This window comes from Clostridium brassicae (assembly GCF_026738875.1).
GTDB lineage: Bacteria > Bacillota > Clostridia > Clostridiales > Clostridiaceae > Clostridium_H > Clostridium_H brassicae.
In genome coordinates this window covers 115,038-133,002 of sequence record NZ_JAPQFJ010000002.1, presented here as the reverse complement: position 1 = coordinate 133,002, position 17,965 = coordinate 115,038, and the positions used below count along the sequence as shown (strand labels likewise).

The 17,965-nt window shown below is 28.3% G+C and carries 15 protein-coding genes; 3 read left to right on the top strand and 12 right to left on the bottom strand.

Translation table 11 applies throughout. The annotated features are described in order from the left end of the window. Positions 1–16: 16 nt before the first annotated feature. From OW729_RS02425 to OW729_RS02410, 4 genes are all read right to left on the bottom strand, one after another. Complete coding sequence (locus OW729_RS02425) at positions 17–1,810, bottom strand: NADH-quinone oxidoreductase subunit NuoF (RefSeq protein WP_268059832.1); 1,794 nt, start codon at positions 1,808–1,810, stop codon at positions 17–19. Positions 1,811–1,824: 14 nt separating this feature from the next. Next, positions 1,825–2,235, bottom strand: coding sequence for a (2Fe-2S) ferredoxin domain-containing protein (locus tag OW729_RS02420; protein ID WP_268059831.1), 411 nt, complete (start codon positions 2,233–2,235; stop codon positions 1,825–1,827). Positions 2,236–2,247: 12 nt separating this feature from the next. Then, complete coding sequence (gene nuoE, locus OW729_RS02415; protein ID WP_268059829.1) at positions 2,248–2,742, bottom strand: NADH-quinone oxidoreductase subunit NuoE; 495 nt, start codon at positions 2,740–2,742, stop codon at positions 2,248–2,250. Positions 2,743–3,127: 385 nt separating this feature from the next. Next, a complete protein-coding gene (locus OW729_RS02410) occupies positions 3,128–5,287 on the bottom strand; it encodes a putative bifunctional diguanylate cyclase/phosphodiesterase (RefSeq protein ID WP_268059828.1) in 2,160 nt (719 codons plus the stop codon). A 360-nt stretch (positions 5,288–5,647) separates the two neighbouring features. Here OW729_RS02410 and OW729_RS02405 point away from each other — a divergent pair, with 360 nt between their 5' ends. Further along, the gene (locus tag OW729_RS02405) at positions 5,648–6,964 is read left to right on the top strand and encodes a hemolysin family protein (protein WP_268059827.1); all 1,317 of its coding nucleotides are present in this window, start codon (positions 5,648–5,650) and stop codon (positions 6,962–6,964) included. Between the two features lie 25 nt (positions 6,965–6,989). On the opposite strand, the gene OW729_RS02400 is transcribed toward OW729_RS02405, so the two are convergent. From OW729_RS02400 to OW729_RS02380, 5 genes are all read right to left on the bottom strand, one after another. After that, the gene (locus OW729_RS02400; RefSeq protein WP_268059826.1) at positions 6,990–7,328 is read right to left on the bottom strand and encodes a cupin domain-containing protein; all 339 of its coding nucleotides are present in this window, start codon (positions 7,326–7,328) and stop codon (positions 6,990–6,992) included. A 327-nt stretch (positions 7,329–7,655) separates the two neighbouring features. After that, positions 7,656–8,540 (bottom strand): DMT family transporter, encoded by an 885-nt coding sequence (locus OW729_RS02395; RefSeq protein ID WP_268059825.1) that lies wholly within the window; start codon positions 8,538–8,540, stop codon positions 7,656–7,658. Between the two features lie 167 nt (positions 8,541–8,707). Next, positions 8,708–8,941 (bottom strand): thioredoxin family protein, encoded by a 234-nt coding sequence (locus tag OW729_RS02390; RefSeq protein WP_268059824.1) that lies wholly within the window; start codon positions 8,939–8,941, stop codon positions 8,708–8,710. A gap of 35 nt (positions 8,942–8,976) precedes the next feature. Further along, positions 8,977–9,945 (bottom strand): permease, encoded by a 969-nt coding sequence (locus tag OW729_RS02385; protein WP_268059823.1) that lies wholly within the window; start codon positions 9,943–9,945, stop codon positions 8,977–8,979. Between the two features lie 224 nt (positions 9,946–10,169). Beyond that, positions 10,170–10,649 carry a metal-dependent transcriptional regulator gene (locus OW729_RS02380; RefSeq protein WP_268059821.1) on the bottom strand — a complete coding sequence of 160 codons (480 nt, stop codon included), beginning with the start codon at positions 10,647–10,649 and terminating at the stop codon, positions 10,170–10,172. Between the two features lie 173 nt (positions 10,650–10,822). Here OW729_RS02380 and OW729_RS02375 point away from each other — a divergent pair, with 173 nt between their 5' ends. After that, a complete protein-coding gene (locus OW729_RS02375) occupies positions 10,823–11,050 on the top strand; it encodes a FeoA family protein (protein WP_268059820.1) in 228 nt (75 codons plus the stop codon). A gap of 303 nt (positions 11,051–11,353) precedes the next feature. Next, on the top strand, positions 11,354–13,471 hold the full coding sequence (feoB, locus tag OW729_RS02370) for a ferrous iron transport protein B (protein WP_268059819.1): 2,118 nt from the start codon (positions 11,354–11,356) through the stop codon (positions 13,469–13,471). A gap of 102 nt (positions 13,472–13,573) precedes the next feature. Here feoB and OW729_RS02365 read toward each other — a convergent pair whose 3' ends face one another. The 3 genes from OW729_RS02365 to OW729_RS02355 all read right to left on the bottom strand — a co-directional run bounded on the left by OW729_RS02365 (position 13,574) and on the right by OW729_RS02355 (position 17,817). Further along, entirely contained in the window at positions 13,574–15,238 is a 1,665-nt protein-coding gene (locus OW729_RS02365) for a methyl-accepting chemotaxis protein (RefSeq protein WP_268059818.1), read from the bottom strand. A gap of 521 nt (positions 15,239–15,759) precedes the next feature. Next, positions 15,760–16,692 carry an AEC family transporter gene (locus OW729_RS02360; protein ID WP_268059817.1) on the bottom strand — a complete coding sequence of 311 codons (933 nt, stop codon included), beginning with the start codon at positions 16,690–16,692 and terminating at the stop codon, positions 15,760–15,762. Between the two features lie 69 nt (positions 16,693–16,761). Next, positions 16,762–17,817, bottom strand: a complete 1,056-nt coding sequence (locus OW729_RS02355) for a M20/M25/M40 family metallo-hydrolase (RefSeq protein WP_268059816.1) — start codon at positions 17,815–17,817, stop codon at positions 16,762–16,764. Between the last annotated feature and the right edge of the window lie 148 nt (positions 17,818–17,965).

Genomic DNA, 17,965 nt, shown 5'->3' with positions numbered 1-17,965 from the left:
TCACCTCTCAATTCAATTATTCTTTAACTATTGCATTAAACAAGCAATCATTCATACAAGAACCACATTTTATACATTTATCCTTATCTATCTTATATGCTTCTCCTTTTTTACCCATAATTGCTCCACTAGGACAGTTTTTAGCACACATACCACATCTCTTGCAGACATCAGGATTTATACGATATCTAACAAGGCTCTTACAGGCCTTTGCCGGGCATTTTTTGTCAACTACATGAGAAATGTACTCATCTTTAAAATATCTTAGGGTAGATACTATAGGATTTGGTGCTGTTTGACCTAATCCGCAAAGTGCAGTATTTTTAATTTCATAACCTAATTTTTCAAGTTTTTCAACATCATTTAATGAACCTTCTCCATTTGTTATTTTCTCAAGTATTTCTAGTAACCTCTTAGTTCCTATCCTACATGGAGTACATTTCCCACAAGATTCGTCCTTTGTAAAATCTAAAAAGAACCTTGCTACATCAACCATACAATTATCTTCATCCATAACAATCATCCCACCAGATCCCATCATTGAACCAAGTTCGATCAAAGTATCGTATTCGATTGGAATATTAATATATCTTGCTGGAATACACCCGCCTGATGGTCCACCTGTTTGTACAGCCTTAAAATGCTTATTATTTGGAATTCCACCCCCTATATTAAAAATTACATCTCTTAGTGTTGTTCCCATAGGAATTTCCACCAAACCTGTATTCCTAATTTTCCCACCTAAGGCAAATACTTTAGTACCAGGACTTTTTTCCGTTCCTATTGACCTAAACCATTTCGATCCGTTTAATATAATTGGACATATATTTGCATATGTTTCTACATTATTTATTACAGTAGGCTTACCCCAAAGTCCACTTACTGCTGGGAAAGGAGGCTTTGTAATCGGCATTCCTCTCTTACCTTCTATAGACTTAATTAAAGCAGTTTCCTCTCCACAAACAAAAGCCCCTGCTCCAAGCCTTATCTCTATGTCAAATTTAAAACCAGTTCCTAATATATCATTACCAAGCAGTCCATATTCTTTTGCTTGACTTATAGCGATCCTCAATCTTTCTACAGCTAATGGATACTCTGCTCTTACATATATGAATCCCTTATTTGACCCTATAGCGTATCCTCCAATAGTCATAGCTTCTAAAATGGTATGAGGATCTCCTTCCAAAACAGATCTATCCATAAAGGCACCTGGATCTCCTTCATCTGCATTGCATATTATATATTTTTGCTCATTTTTTTGAGCAGCTGCGAAGCTCCATTTTCTACCTGTAGGGAAACCTCCTCCCCCTCTTCCTCTTAGACCAGACTCTGTGATTACATCTATAACTTCTTGTGGCGACATCTTCGTTAGTACTTTTCCTAAAGCTTTATATCCATCCATAGCAATATACTCATCAATTTTTTCAGGATTTATAATTCCACAATTTTTAAGAACAATTCTTTCTTGTTTTTTGAACATATCTATACTTTCTAAATTTCTAACCCTTCCATCACCAGGTTTTAAAGTATAGCAAAGCCTTTTTACAACTCTTCCATTTATAAAATGTTCTTGTACTATCTCATGAACATCTGATGGTTTTATATTAGAGTATACAATTCCTTCTGGATAAACAATCATAACTGGCCCTAAATTACAAAAACCAAGGCATGCTGTTTTTATAACTTCTACTTCTTTATCTAATCCACATTGTTTTAACTCTGCTTTAAGTAAATTACTTATTTTCTTAGAATCTGCTAGATTGCACCCTTCTCCTCCACATATAAGAACTTGTAAAGCATAAAACTCCATAACCTTCCCCCCAATCAATCACTTATAATCGTAAAATCATTAAGAATTGTATTCTCAATAAGATGTATAGTAAACTCTTTTACAACGTTTCCACCAACCACATGATCCTTAATTATCTTCCTTGCTTTATTAGGTGTTACTTTAACATAAGTTACTTTTTCTTCTCCTGGTATCATGACTTCTATAAGTGGTTCTAATCTACAGGCCCCTATACATCCAACCTTTTCTAAAGAAATATCTTCTTGTAACCCTAAGTTTTTAATTTCTTCATAAATAACCTTATAAACTGGGCCTGCTCCAGCGGCAATACCACAAGTTCCCATTCCTACTGAGATTCTTATATCCTTTCTATTGGAAGTTTGGTTTACTTTTTCCAAATTTTCAACTCTTATTTTTTCTATATCTTCTATAGTTAAATTCTTCATACTTCTTCCCCCCTATTTATATTCCTCAAGTATTCTAACTACGTCATCTGGAGTTACTTTTCCATAAACTCTATCGTCTATCATCATGACAGGAGCAAGCCCACAACTTCCAAGACATCTAGCTGCCTCTAAAGTAAACTTACCATCCTTTGTTGTTTTTCCAACTTGGATTCCTAAAACTAAATTTAATTTTTCCATAACACTTTGTGATCCTTTTACATAACAAGCTGTTCCCATACAAACCTTTATAATATGCTTTCCTTTTGATTCTAATGTAAATAAAGAATAAAAAGTTGCAACACCATATATTTCAGACATAGAAACTTCTAATTTTTCAGAAACTATATGAAGAGCTTCTTCTGGAAGGTATCCATATATTCTTTGTACTTCATGTAACACTGGTATTAATGCACCTTTTACATCTTTATGATCTTCAATTATTTCTTGTACTTTTTCTAATCTTTCATCTTTTAGATTTGAACCACAACAGCATTTAATTTCTTTCAATTTAATAACCCCCTGTTTTAGTAATAAATACTAACCATCCGTATTTTTTAAAAATTGCGAAAATTTCAAATCTACCTTTGTTTTCATTATAATATAGAATTTACTACATTTATACATTGTAGTTTAATTAACATATTTATGTAATATATATAACCTTTTTTCTAATTTTTGCACTAATTTTATATCAAATATATTTATTTAGTATATAGTTTATATATAAGTTTAATAATTAACTAACTATCGTTCATCTTTATTTTATTATATTTAATATGATTTTATTTAAATAAACATTATTGTTTATTTATTACATTTAAAATGATTTTATATAATAAATTTTATTTACATGTCGAAATTTTTGTATAAAAAAAAGAAAAACTTGAGATTTTTATATCCCAGTTTCTCTGCTAACTTTATAATCATCCTCTATAATTTTTTCTATTTCATCTGGAGGCAATGGTTTGCTAAATAAATATCCTTGCCCAATATCACACTTATATTTTTTAAGAAACTCTAACTGTTCCTCTGTTTCAATTCCTTCGGCTACCACTTCCATATTTAATCCGTGAACTAATTGTATTATGGATTGTACTATAATTTCTTCCTCATGTTGATTTATTATACCTTTTATAAACTGCCTATCTATTTTTACAATATCTATAGGTAATTTTTTTAAATAAGTAAGTGAAGAATATCCTGTACCAAAATCATCTAATGAAACTTTAATTCCCATATTCCTGATATATTCAATATTTTTAATTGCTACATCTAACTTTTTCATAAAAGAAGTTTCTGTAATTTCTATTTGTAAATTGGTACAATTCATATTGTTGTCAACTAATATTTTTTTTATATCACTTACCACATTATTTCTTGCTAAAGTTTCACCAGACATATTTATTGACATGTTTATATTAGAATACCCTTTTTCATCCCATTCTTTTTTCTGTTTAAAAGCTGTTTTGAATACCCATTCCTCTATATTATGTATATATCCAGTTTGTTCTGCTATTGAAATAAATTCTATAGGAGGTATAAATCCCCTTTTAGGATGTATCCACCTTATTAATGCTTCAACACCAATAATTTTTCCTGTTGTTAAATTTATCTGAGGTTGATAATAAAGAGTAAACTCTTTCTTATCAATAGCTCGTCTAAGTTCATTTAACATATTTATATGTTCTAATGTTTTTTCTTCCATGTTGTCTGAATAAAAACAGTAATTATCTTTTCCTTTTTCTTTTATATTGAACATAGCAGTATCCGCTTTTTTTAAAAGTGTTATTAAGTCTTTACCATCTTGAGGGTAAACAGCAATTCCCATACTAAAAGAAATAAAAAATTCCTGTTCTTCAATAATCCAAGGTTTTCTTAGGTTTTTAATTAACGCTTTAATCTTGATAGATATATCTTCATTATCTTCTACATTATCTATAACTATAGCAAATTCATCTCCACCTAACCTAGATATGAAATTTGGTGGAATTATATTTTCCATCAATATATTAGCTATATTTTTTAATAGCTTATCACCAGACAAGTGACCCAATGTATCATTAATATACTTAAAATTATCTATATCCATAAATATTAATGCAAATTTTGAGAGTTTATTTTGTTTTTCCTTTAATAAAATCCCCATTTTCTTTTGGAACATAAATCTATTAGGTAGTTTGGTTAAAACATCGTAATAAGCTAAAGAATTAAGTTTTTCCTCCATTTTTCTAAACTCTGTAATATCTGTTCCAAAAGAAATTATCTCTTTTACCTGAGAATTTTCTTCGTGTAAAACATTACTATTCCATATTATATTAACAGGCTTGCCATCTTTTCTAATTAGTTGACTTTCATGATTCCTTAAAATTTCTCCTTTACTAACCTTTTCAAAAACAGTTGACATATATACCTTATTTTGTTTAGGAATTAACCGTTCCAACCAATTTTCACCTATTAGTTCCTCACATTTATACCCTGATACTGTTTCACCATATGGATTTAATCTTTTTATAGTGCCATCTGCATTCCATATAGCTATTATTATGGAAACATCATTTATTACATTATCTGAAAGTATCTTTTCCCGTCTCAATTTTTCTTGAATAATGACTTGTTTTTTATTACTTTCAATAAGTGCATTGCGGTGTTCTTCAAGTTCTTTAAATTTTAACCTAAGTTCATCTTCAACAGCTGCTGTCTTATCATAAGCTATACTTAATTCTTTATATGCAGTATGAACTCTATCTAAAGCATTTTTTAGCAACATCATTTTTCTATATATAAGCGAATATATAACTGTAACAGTGATTAAAATATAAATACACCCTTTGAACATATTCATATATTTATATATCTGTGGATTATTAATAGTATGACTCAAAGCTTCATCAGATAATATTACCCATATAATACTTATTAATGAATATATTATAGCTATTTTAAGTGCCTCTTTTTGGGGATTAATCTTTTTCCTTAAACGTATTAAATTTAAGTCTAAGGATGTAAACCTTTTATTTTCATTACCTAAAAACCGTCTTAATAAATTGAGCATATATACCTCCGCTACAATTTAATGCAAATATCTCACTGCATATAAATTTTGTAATAATCCCTTATTATTTCTTTAATTTTACAACAATTTTCAACATTTTTAAATGGTTGTTTTAAGAAATATTCAAATTATCAGTAGGTTTTTTATTTAAAGTATATAATTGCTCTAAAATACAAAAAATAAAATTTATAATAATTATTTCTGTAATAATTGATATTTATAATACTTGTATCATTTTTAATAAAAGTTTTATAAGCCATATAATAAAGTTTATTATGAGCCTAAAATAGCAAACTATATGTAACAATAGAAATAAGCTTAATTCTCAGAAATAGTTTAGCACACGAAGGAGGAAATACAATGGAAGCAACTCCTAATAGCAGTATACTGCCTCAAATAATTCTAGTTTTCATTCTTATATTAATTAACGCTTTTTTTGCAGCATCAGAAATGGCAATTGTATCTTTAAATAAAAACAAAGTAATCTTTCTTGCAAAAGAAGGTAATAAAAAGGCACAATCTTTACAAAAACTCATACATGAACCTAGTAAATTTTTAGCCACAATACAGGTAGGTATAACTATTTCAGGATTGCTTGCTAGTGCTTCTGCTGCAACAAGTATATCAAGTAGATTATCCTTAATAATGAAAAAATGGAATATACCCTATAGTGATAAGCTTTCAATCTTAATAATAACTATTATTTTATCTTATATAACTCTTGTTTTTGGAGAATTACTACCAAAACGAATAGCATTACAAAATTCAGAATCAATTGCTATGTTTGCAGTAAGCCCTATTTTATTTATATCTAAAATCACTCTACCTTTTGTAAAATTACTTTCTTCATCAACAAACCTTCTTGTTAGAATTGCTGGCCTTGACACAAATGATTTAGAAGAAAAAGTTTCTAAAGAAGAAATTAAATCTCTAATAGATGTAGGAGAAGAACATGGGGTTATAAATGAGACAGAAAAAGAGATGATTAATGGTATATTCGATTTTGACGATAAAATAGCAAAAGAAGTTATGACACCTAGAACTGATGTATTTGCAGTTGATATAGATGACTCAATAAATAAAACTATTAAAGATATAGTTTTAGAGCAATTTTCAAGAGTACCTATCTATAAAGATGACAGCGATAACATTATAGGCATTTTATATATAAAAGATTTATTTCAAGAACTATTAGAAAAAGATATTAAAAATATAGATCTAAAAAGCCTTCTTAAACCAGCTTACTTTGTACCTGAAACTAAGAATATTGATGATTTATTTAAGGAACTTCAAAGTAGTAAAACACATATGGCAATATTAATTGATGAATATGGAGGTTTTTCTGGAATTGTTACTATAGAAGATTTAATTGAAGAGATAACAGGAAACATTTTTGATGAACATGACGAAATCAAAAGTGACATAAAAAAACTTGATAACAATACTTATATTGTAGATGGAATTATGCCTATCGATGATTTAAATGATTACCTTCACTTAAAATTAGAATCAGAAAACTCCGATACAATCGGAGGGTTTGTCATAGATTTATTAGGAAGCATTCCTAATAACGATGAAGAAAAGACTATAGACTATGATAATATCATATTTAAAATTGAGAAAGTTAGTGAAAAAAGAATTGAAAAATTGAAAATATATATTCCTAACAAAGAATAAAAGTGCATAGCACTTTTATTCTTTGTTAGGAATTAAACACTACTATAAGTTGCATTTTAAAATTCTTTGAAGCATATAATGCGTGAGGCACTCCTGAAGGCATTACTATAGTTTCCCCTTTTTTTAAATTAAACTTTTCTTCTCCTATAGTTATTTCTGCTTCTCCATCAATAATATATACCATAGCATCACCGCTTGAGGAGTGAGAGCTTATTTCCTCTCCTTCTGGGAATGCAAATAATGTAACACTTAAGTTTCTTCCTTGTGAAAGAGTTCTGCTTACCACTTGACCTTCTTTATAATCTACAAGCTTCTCCATTTCTAAAACTTTAGAAACGTCTATATTTTTCATCTTATTATTCATAAGTTAACCTCCTGTTTAGTAATCCTTTTAGGCATATGAAAATAAATAACAAGTCAAAGATGCAACGGATATTTTGTGAAATACAATGACTTGGGTTCTGCTAATAGTTATTCTATTAGTAGTTTCCAAGGAAGAAGTAGTTCACAAAAATGCTAGCATACTGACTAGCTATTTATTTGAATGTGCCTTAAGTTAATTATATTATTAAACATTAATAATATATGTAACAAATGTTACACCACTAATATTATTATTTTGCCCAATTAATCTATAATTAATAATATCATTTTTAAAAATCATACTAATCCGAGAGATTCTAAAAACCCTTTATTTTTCTACATCACTACTCATACTTACTTGTTTTTTAACATTTAAAATAATATATGTGGCTATCAAGATCATAGCTCCACCAATTAATGTTTCATATCCTGGTATCTCGCCAAAAAATATACAGGCTAGAATCACAGCACTTAATGGATCTATATAGGATAATACTCCTACATGTTGAACTTTAACTTTTTTTAAACCTTCAAAATAAAGCTGAAGTGCTAAAAAGCTATGTACTACACCAATTATAAATATAAATACTAAAGATATAATATCAAATTTTTTAACCTGCCTAATAGATGGTGAAAGAATCAATGAAGCAACTCCCATCTGAACCATGACAATTTTATATGAGGGTATATGTTCCAATTTCTTAGCACTTATTGTAACCAAAGCATAAAAAAATGCTGCTATTAGTCCATATATAACACCTATTATACTAAAGTTATTGCTTGTCCCTTTTCCATTGAGTGTCATAAATATTATGCCTATAAAACTTAAGCCTACAGCAAAAAATGTTCTCTTATTTATCTTCTCCTTTAATATAAATATAGAAAGTATAGTAACAATAACTGGCGCTGCGTAATAACTTAGAGTAGCTGACGCTATAGTTGTAGCCTTAAGCGCTTTAAAAAAAAACATCCAATTAAAAGAAATGAATACTCCACTTAACAAAAGCAAAACATTGTCTTTTTTACTAGTTTTTATTTGTGAATACTCCCTTTCCCTTATCTTTACAATACTTAATAAAAGCATTATGATAAATGCTATAAACACCCTACAGAATACTATTACCTCTGGCGGTTGATCAATGTACCTTACAAATATGCCTACACTACCCCATATAAGCATAGGTATTATTATAAATAAATATCCCACATTCATCTAAATCCCATCCTGTATAATAAATTTAGTTACATTATATCATATTGAATTACCTTACATTTGGCAAAATTGATTTTTTAAATAATAAAATAATCCTACTCATAAATCTTCTCTCCGCAGAGATACCTTTTATAAGTAGGACATTGTTTATATTTTCTAAATTAAAATTAACCTCTTAGCATTTCTTTTATTTCTTCAACTTTTGCAACTCTTCCCATTACCTTTACTTTTTCGTCTACTACAATAGCTGGAGTTCTCATAACTCCATAAGCCATTATATCTTTTATATCTTCTACTTTTTCTACAGATGCATCTAACCCTAACTCATTTACAGCCTCTTTTACATTAGCCTCTAGTTTCTTACAATTAGCACATCCTGTACCTAAAACTTTAATTACCATAAGAATCCTCCTTTATTATTCTATTAAAACATTTTTTAAATTAAAATATAAGCCATAATATTAAATATATAACCTACTATAATTATTGCTATTCCTGTTATAAGAACAAATGCAGCAATAAGTTTTGGTTTTATAACCTTTCTTAAAAGTATCATTTCTGGGAAAGATAAAGCAGTTACTGCCATCATAAACGCCATTGCAGTACCAATTCCTACCCCTTTATTTATAAGTGCTTCTGCTATAGGAATTGTTCCAAGTGCATTAGAATATAATGGTATACCAATTACTACAGCAACCAAAACTGCAAATGGATTATTTCCTCCTGCATATTTTGAAAGAACTTCTGCAGGAGCCCACCCATGAATAAAAGCTCCAATTCCAATTCCAATTAAAAGGAATACCCAAACTCTTTTTATAATATCTTTTACATTTTGTATAGAAAAATCAACTCTATCCTTTGTAGTTAATTTTTCTATTTGAACTTCTCCCATCTGCATTTCATATACATACTCTTCTACTTGTTTTTCCATATTCAATTTTCCTATTATTATTCCTCCTACAACACCTACAAATACTCCTGTTATCACATAAAATGCTGCAATTTTCCATCCAAAAGAAGCAAGTAATACAGCAAAAGCTGCTTCGTTAACAATAGGTGAAGTTATAAGAAAAGAAAATGTAACTCCAAGAGGTATTCCTGCCTCTACAAATCCAATAAATAATGGAACTGAGGAACAAGAGCAAAAGGGAGTAACAATTCCAAGTATTGAAGCCATAATATTTCCTTTAACTCCAGTAAATTTCTCTAATATTTTTTTAGTTCTTTCTGGTGGAAAATAACTTCTTATATAAGAAATTATAAATATCATTATTCCAAGAAGTATTATAATTTTTATTGTATCGTAGAAAAAGAAATGTACACTAGAACCTAATCTACTTTCCATAGAAATATTTAATACCTTCTCTACTAAAAGTCTTATCAATTTATCTAACCATATAAACATATCCTTTCCCCCTAAATCAATAATTAACTATTTTATAAATAACAGGTTCAATTCTTATATTTCTAAGAATAATTTTAAAAAATAGATGATATTTAAAACTATATATTAGTATATACTTCTATAATAATATAATACACTATATAAGTATATAAGTAAATACTTATATACTTATATTTATTAAGGCAATATCTAAAAACTAGATATTGCCTTAATACTTAATTAGCTTAATTTTCATTATCATATGTTTTCATAAATAAAGAAAATTTATTTAATATATCCGGATTAGCCTCAAAAAAATCTACCAATCTTTTTATTGACCTTACTGTCTCAGGGCTAATAGTATGTTCAATTTTTTCTGTTTCTTCTAACAAATTATTAGATATCTTTAATATCCTTAGAAATCCTTCTATGATATTATGTCTATCTAAAAGCATCTTTCCTATCTTTTCTCCACCTTCACTTAATTCAATAGTTCCGTATTTCTTATACCTTATTAATTCTTTAGTTCCTAATTTCTTTATCATTTTACTTACAGAAGGTGGTTTCACGTTAAGTGCTAGAGCCAAATCATTAACCCTTGTATATCCTTTATTTTGTATACAAATCCTATATATCATTTCTATATAATCTTCTTCACAAGCACTCAAATTATTTCTTTCATTATTCATATATTCTCGAAATGTATAAAACTCCTCTTTAGCCATTATCTCTACTCCTTCATTAAGTATATATTAAATACTATGCATTCATAAAAAAAAATATTATATCTATGTAACAATCAAATATGGAATCTCATAATATGTTAGTGTAATTAAAAAGTTAGATATGGTTAAGATTTATAGCCACACCTAAAAAATTGATTAACGAGGTGACTTTAGTGAAAAATTTATGTGAAATCCAAACTGGTGAAACTGTTAAAGTTGAAAACTTATCAGCTAAAGACTTATTAAAAGAAAGACTTTTAGCTTTAGGGCTAACCAAAGGTGCCTTTGTAGAGGTTATGAGGAAAGGCCCAGCTAATAATCTTACTGTATATAAAATAAGAGGGGCAATGATTGCTTTAAGAAATGAGGAAGCATCTCTTATAGATGTTTCATTAAATTAGACTATGTTTTAATAAATTGTTGATTTCGTATAATTTCAAAAACAATTCTAAATTTAGTTTAGTTAATATCACTAAAATTTCTTAACTCGCATAGCTCGAACAATGAAATTTCTTAACGCTCAATCACCTAAACTAAATAAGAATTGTAAATTTTCATTATAATGAACTCAACAATTTAAAAACATAGCTTTAGGAATACTAAAGGAAGTTTTAAAATAGTGTAAAAAACAACACTATTTTAAAACAGAACCTTAAATTAAAAAATTGCATAAATCAAATACCAATTAATTAGGAGTTGTTTTAATGGGATTAACCTATACATCTACCAAAAAAAATTCATTAAAAGATATGTTTAATATTGAAAAAAAATCTTCACAATATGTTATTGCTTTAGCCGGTAATCCTAATACCGGCAAAAGCACAGTTTTTAATTCTCTAACAGGACTTCACCAACATACAGGAAATTGGCCAGGTAAAACTGTTGTAAATGCAAGAGGTGAATTTAATTATAAAGACAAAGAGTATATATTAGTAGACTTGCCAGGTACTTATTCACTTTTTGCTACCTCCGTTGAAGAAGTAATTGCTAGAGATTTTGTTTGTTTCGGAAATCCAGATACAGTAATAGTTGTTACCGATGCTACTTGCCTTGAAAGAAATCTTAATTTGGTATTTCAAATCATGGAATTAACAAGTAATGTAATATTATGTATTAACCTTATTGATGAAGCAAAGAAAAAAAATATTATTATTGATGCAAAAGGCATAGAAGAAGAACTAGGAATTCCAGTTGTATTAACAGCTGCTAGAAGTGGTATAGGTATAGATGATCTAAAAGAAGTTCTAAATAATACAATCTCTCAGAAAAGCATACACAATCCTAAAATAATAAAATATACTGACGAAATAGAAACTATAATAAATACAATAGAACCTAATATTAAAAACAAAATTCCTGGAATATCCTCTAGATGGCTTTCATTAAGAATTATAGATGGAGATGAACATATTTATACCTCTATGGAACAATATTTAGGAAATGACTTGTTAAATTATATAAAATCTTTATCCCAAAATTTAAACATAAATATTAACAAAGAAAAAATAAGAGAAAATATAACTGAAGAAAACTATAAAATAGCAGAGTATATAAAAAATAATTATATTAAAGAACATATTAATAAAACTAATCGAGACCAAAAAATCGATGATATAATCACCTCAAAAAAATACGGTATTCCATTGATGCTATTACTCCTGGCTGGTATCTTCTGGATTACTATACAAGGAGCAAATGTTCCTTCAGAATTGCTTGCTAATTTACTATTTAGCTTTGAGGAAATACTTACTAAGTGGTTCATAAAAATGAATGCTCCTTCATGGTTACATGGAGTTTTAGTCCTCGGATTATATAAAACTTTAGCATGGGTAATTTCTGTTATGCTTCCTCCTATGGCGATATTCTTTCCAATATTCACCTTGCTAGAAGATTTAGGTTACCTTCCTAGAGTAGCATTTAACCTCGATCATTTATTTAAAAAAGCTTGTGCTCATGGGAAACAGTGTCTTACTATGTGCATGGGATTTGGTTGTAATGCTGCTGGAGTAATTGGTTGTAGAATAATAGAGTCTCCTCGCGAAAGAATAATTGCAATTATAACAAATAACTTTGTGCCTTGTAATGGTAGATTTCCAACTCTTATTGCAATTTCCACTGTATTTTTTGCTGTAAGTTCAAATAAATATGTTTCTAGTATTATTTCTGCCTTATCAGTAACTTTGCTTGTCATACTTGGAATTAGTATCACTTTGTTAGTTTCCTATATTTTATCAAAAACCTTATTGAAAGGAGTTCCCTCTTCTTTTACTTTAGAGCTTCCTCCGTATAGAAAGCCTCAATTTGGTAGAATTTTATATTCTTCTATTATTGATAGAACTATATTTGTTCTTGGAAGAGCCATATTAGTAGCTGCACCGGCAGGAGCGTTAACTTGGATACTTGGAAATATATATATAGGAGACATGAGTATAATTACACATGCATCAACCTTTCTAGATCCTTTAGCTAAACTAATAGGACTAGATGGTTTTATTCTTATGGCATTTATCTTAGGACTTCCTGCTAACGAGATTGTGTTACCAGTACTTATAATGTCCTACTTATCAACAGGTTGCCTTACGGATTTTCAAAGTATAGAGTCTCTTAAACAAATACTTATATCACATGGTTGGACTTCTTTAACCGCTTTAAATACAATGTTATTTAGCTTATTACACTGGCCCTGTTCTACTACGTTATGGACTATAAAAAAAGAAACTGGGAGTGTAAAATGGACTCTTCTTTCCATGGCTATACCTACATTCGTTGCATTCGTAGTTTGCCTTTGCACTACAGGTATTTTTAAACTCTTTAGTCTTTAGCTTAATATAAAATAGTTTAATTGATTATTTATGATATAAATTTAAAATAAGTTATATAATTTAAAAGCGATGCTATAGATAATTAGCATCGCTTTTAATAAATTATAAATTGAATTTATTAACAATTTCTTGAAGCTCGTTAGATAAATTCTCTAGCTTTTTAGATTTTTCATTTAAACTAATAATCATCTTAAGTTGGGTTTCCATAGTAGCAGATACTTCCTCAGAAGATGCAGCATACTCTTCAGTAATAGCAGATATTCCATCTATTACTTTGACTACATCCTGTTTATTATTATCTACCCTCTGAACGCTGTCCCCTAAATTTTTAAGTTCATCCAAAGTTTTATTTATAGAAGTATCTATTGCTAAAAATATTTTTTCCATATCTAAAATAACTTTACTAGAATTCTCTAATGCATCTTTAGAATCTAACATATTCTCTTTAGTTTTAGAAATTTCCTTTAAAATTTCATCTATCATTTCTTCTATCTTACCTGTAAAATTAAATGTTTGTTCAGCCAATCTACCTATTTGTTCAGCTACAACTGAAAATCCTTTACCAGATTCACCAGCTCGAGCTGCCTCTATAGCAGCATTTAATGATAATAAATTAGTTTGTTGAGCAATTGTCTGTATAGTTACTACAATCTCATTTATTGTAGCAGATTTGTTAGCTAAATTTTCAACATTATAAAAAAGTTCCTCAGTAGTTTTAGTTGTACTGTCAAAATTAGAGATTAAGTTTTTTAATGCCAAAGAGCCTGTCTTGTTTTCTGTTTCAACATCTTTAGATATATCAGTTACTGATTTTGAAAGATTAACCTGATTATCTATTTCATTTGCAAGTTCATTTAGTCTCATAGACCCTTGTTGAGTATCTTTAGCCTGATTTTGAGCGCCTCCTGCTAATTCTAGCATAGCATCATTAACTCCATTTATTGAAGTTACTACCGTTTGTGTTGAATCTTTTAGAAAATCTGAAGATTCTTTTATAAATTCAGATTGAGTTTTTAGTTTACTTATTATATCTCTTAATACACTTCTTAAATCAGCAACAGCATTTCCTATTATACCCATTTCATCTTTATAAAGTTTTATTTCTTCAAAATCTTCATAGTATTTTAGATCAAGATCAGAAGTCTTTTTAACAAGATTTGTAACTTTTAATAATCTTTTAGCTATACTTTTACTGAATAAAACACTTACTATTATGCTAATAATTATAGGTATTACCATTATTAATAAAAAAACTATTGCTTGTTGTCTAAATTTTGTATTTTCTTTTTCTTTTTCAGCCATAACTATTTTATCTATGTCATCTATGTAATTACCTGTTCCAACCACCCATCCAAAAGGCTCATATAATTTTACAAAAGCTCTTTTAGGAAGAGGTTTTTCTCCATCTTCTTTTGGAAAATAATATTCATTATATCCTTCTTTTTTAGTTTTAGCTATATTAATAAAATCTTCTACAATCCTAAATCCATTAACATCAGTGAGATTTATTCTACTTTTTCCTTCAACATCTTTTTTGCCAAGAAGAACTACATTAGTTCCATCAAGTGTATCAGCAAAAAAATATCCATTATCTCCATACCTTCCTTTTCTTATCAAATCAGCAGCTATACTCAATCCTTGCTCTTTAGTAAGTTCACCAGATTTAATCCTAGCATCTATGGCATCTAGTTGAGTCAATAGCGATGTTACTTGTTCTTTGATTAAAGTATCATAATCTTTAATTAAAAGTTCTCTTATTTGAGTCACTTTTTTATCACTTGCCGTTTTTATAAAATAGAAACTAGTACCTACTAAAACAAATGATAGAGTTAGAGTTAATAATACTATGATTGAAATTATTTTAGAACTTATACTTTTCATACTATATTTGTTATCGATTATTTGATAACTACTCCTTTCTTGGAATTTTGAAGATTAATGTAAAATTTTGTTATAATAAAGCATATATTTTCTTTAGTATACTTACTTTTTTCAAAAAAATCAATATTTTGCAAAAATTCAGATAAACTAAATGCACCTTTATATTAATAGAAATATAAGATTCCGTTTAAAAGAATGTAACCAGTCTAGTATAAACTTCCCTTAGTATTCCTACGTCTATGTTTTAAATTGTTGAGTTCATTATAATAAAAATTTACATTTTTATTATAATGAACTCAACAATTTATTAAAACATAGCTAAATATAAAGATGCATTTAATATAATATTTACTATAATTTTATAGTATTTAAAATATATAACCTAGCTATTAAATAATATAAACAAACTATATTAATAATATAAATGCTATAAATATTATTATGCATAGCACTGTAGATAACACTACCGAATTATTAACAAGTTCCTTATACTCATCACAATATTCTCCCACAAATATAGGTAGCGAAAATGGAATAGGCAAAATTAAAAATGTAAAATATGCATAATTAAATAATGGTTCTGGATTAACAAGCTTGTCTATTATTAAATATTTAAAAGCATAACCTAATGTTAATATTATAAACATTCTTGTAACTACAAAAATTGTACTCTGTTTCATATATTTTTTATTAAATTTCAAATCAAATCCTATTATTATTAAAATTAATGGTGTCCCTAAATTTGCTATATATTGAATTGTACTGTTTATCCCTTTTAATACTGGATTTTGTTGAAGATAAATTCCCACTCCTAATAAGTTTAAAATAATTCCTAAAAATACACTTAATAAAAGAGGTGATTTAAATAGATCTTTTATTACTTTTAATGAAATCTTTTCATTTTTAAACTTCATTTTTAAAACATTATAATAAATTAACCATATAAACAATTCATGTCCAACACCAAATATAGATATCTTGTCAAGATTTTCAACACCGAAAACAGTTCCATATAATGGTACTCCCAATAATCCAAAACAAAAGGTTGTTGTCATAAATGGATTTAGTGGATGCTCTAAAATTTTTATTTTATTAACCAAACACCCTCCAAAATAAAAAACTCCCAGCATAACAAAAGTTACAACCATTATTAAAAAATATTCTTCTTTAAATTTCATATTTACAAAAGTCATAAATAATATAGCCGGTAGCGATATATTTATAACCAATTTTTTTATATCTTCTAATGTGCTTTCCCTTAACATTTCTTTACTTCTTATTACATATCCTAAGAAAATTAATAATATTATGGGGATTACATTTGAAAGTATTCCCGTCATAAGTTAATTGCTCCTTTTCAACATTTATGATTGTACTTAATAATCTGTGGGTTCTATCTATATATTAAGCTATTCTAAAGGCTTTAAGCTTTCATTTCCTTTTAATTTAAGAATAGTAGCAACTAATAGTTCAATCTCATTTTCAATATCAGTTAAATTTACAATCTCTGAAGGTGAATGCATATATCTTAAAGGCAAGGATACTAATGCTACTGGCACTCCTTTTCCACTAAATCTGATTTTATCAGCATCTGTTCCTGTTAATCTTGGAGTTAACTCATACTGAATAGGTATATTATTTTCTTTCGCAGCATTTTCTAATAAGTGATTGATTTTTTTATTAATTGGTGCTCCCTTTGATAAAATAGGTCCTTTCCCTAGCTTAACGTTACCATCTCTCCTATTATCTATAGTTGGATAATCTGTTGCAAATGAAACATCGCAAGCTATTGCCATTGTTGGCTGTATATTGCTTCCTGCAAAATATGCTCCTCCCATATTTGTTTCCTCGTTTACAGTACTAACAGCATAAACTGAAACATTTGCATTTATCTCTGAAACTCTTCTTAAAACCTCTGCTACAATAAAAGCACCTGTTCTATTATCAAGCCCTCTTCCAATTAAATTATTATTAAGTGTATATTCATAATCTAAATCATAAATAACATAGTCACCTATCTCTACATGTTTCTTAATATCTTCTTCACTATTTGCACCACAATCTATAAAGATATCTTCTATTTTAATTTCATCTTTAGCACCACCTTGATGCTCTGCCTTAACTCCCACAACTCCTTTTATAACCCTATTTTTACCTAGCACCTTTACTCTCATTCCTAAAGCTAGTTTGGGACTAATTCCTCCTGCTTTTGTAAGATATAAATAACCATTGCTATCAATATAATTAACCATAAAAGCTATTTCATCACAATGTCCTGCTAACATAACTTTAAATGGTTTGTCTTTATTAACAATTGCTATAACATTACCTGCTATATCAGTTTCAACTTCATGTGCAAAATTCTTTACATATGTCATCCATTTTTTCTGTATCTCAACTTCATTTCCTGATGGTGATGACGTTGTTAATAATTCCTCTAAAAATTGTTTTGACTCTACTCTCATCCCTCTACCTCCACTTAGTTTTAAGGTTCAGTTCTAAAAGAGTGTTGTCTTTTACACTCTTTTAGAACTTCCTTTAGTAGTCTTAATTCTATGTTTCAAATTGTTGAGTTCATTATAATGAAAATCTACAATTTCTTAAAACATAGTC

Bases quoted from the DNA above. Each gene is read 5' to 3' on its own strand.
- OW729_RS02425 (WP_268059832.1), bottom strand. From the start codon at position 1,810: ATGGAGTTTTATGCTTTACAAGTTCTTATATGTGGAGGAGAAGGGTGC.
- OW729_RS02420 (WP_268059831.1), bottom strand. From the start codon at position 2,235: ATGAAGAATTTAACTATAGAAGATATAGAAAAAATAAGAGTTGAAAAT.
- OW729_RS02410 (WP_268059828.1), bottom strand. From the start codon at position 5,287: ATGCTCAATTTATTAAGACGGTTTTTAGGTAATGAAAATAAAAGGTTT.
- OW729_RS02405 (WP_268059827.1), top strand. From the start codon at position 5,648: ATGGAAGCAACTCCTAATAGCAGTATACTGCCTCAAATAATTCTAGTT.
- OW729_RS02400 (WP_268059826.1), bottom strand. From the start codon at position 7,328: ATGAATAATAAGATGAAAAATATAGACGTTTCTAAAGTTTTAGAAATG.
- OW729_RS02395 (WP_268059825.1), bottom strand. From the start codon at position 8,540: ATGAATGTGGGATATTTATTTATAATAATACCTATGCTTATATGGGGT.
- OW729_RS02390 (WP_268059824.1), bottom strand. From the start codon at position 8,941: ATGGTAATTAAAGTTTTAGGTACAGGATGTGCTAATTGTAAGAAACTA.
- OW729_RS02385 (WP_268059823.1), bottom strand. From the start codon at position 9,945: ATGTTTATATGGTTAGATAAATTGATAAGACTTTTAGTAGAGAAGGTA.
- OW729_RS02380 (WP_268059821.1), bottom strand. From the start codon at position 10,649: ATGGCTAAAGAGGAGTTTTATACATTTCGAGAATATATGAATAATGAA.
- feoB (WP_268059819.1), top strand. From the start codon at position 11,354: ATGGGATTAACCTATACATCTACCAAAAAAAATTCATTAAAAGATATG.
- OW729_RS02360 (WP_268059817.1), bottom strand. From the start codon at position 16,692: ATGACGGGAATACTTTCAAATGTAATCCCCATAATATTATTAATTTTC.
- OW729_RS02355 (WP_268059816.1), bottom strand. From the start codon at position 17,817: ATGAGAGTAGAGTCAAAACAATTTTTAGAGGAATTATTAACAACGTCA.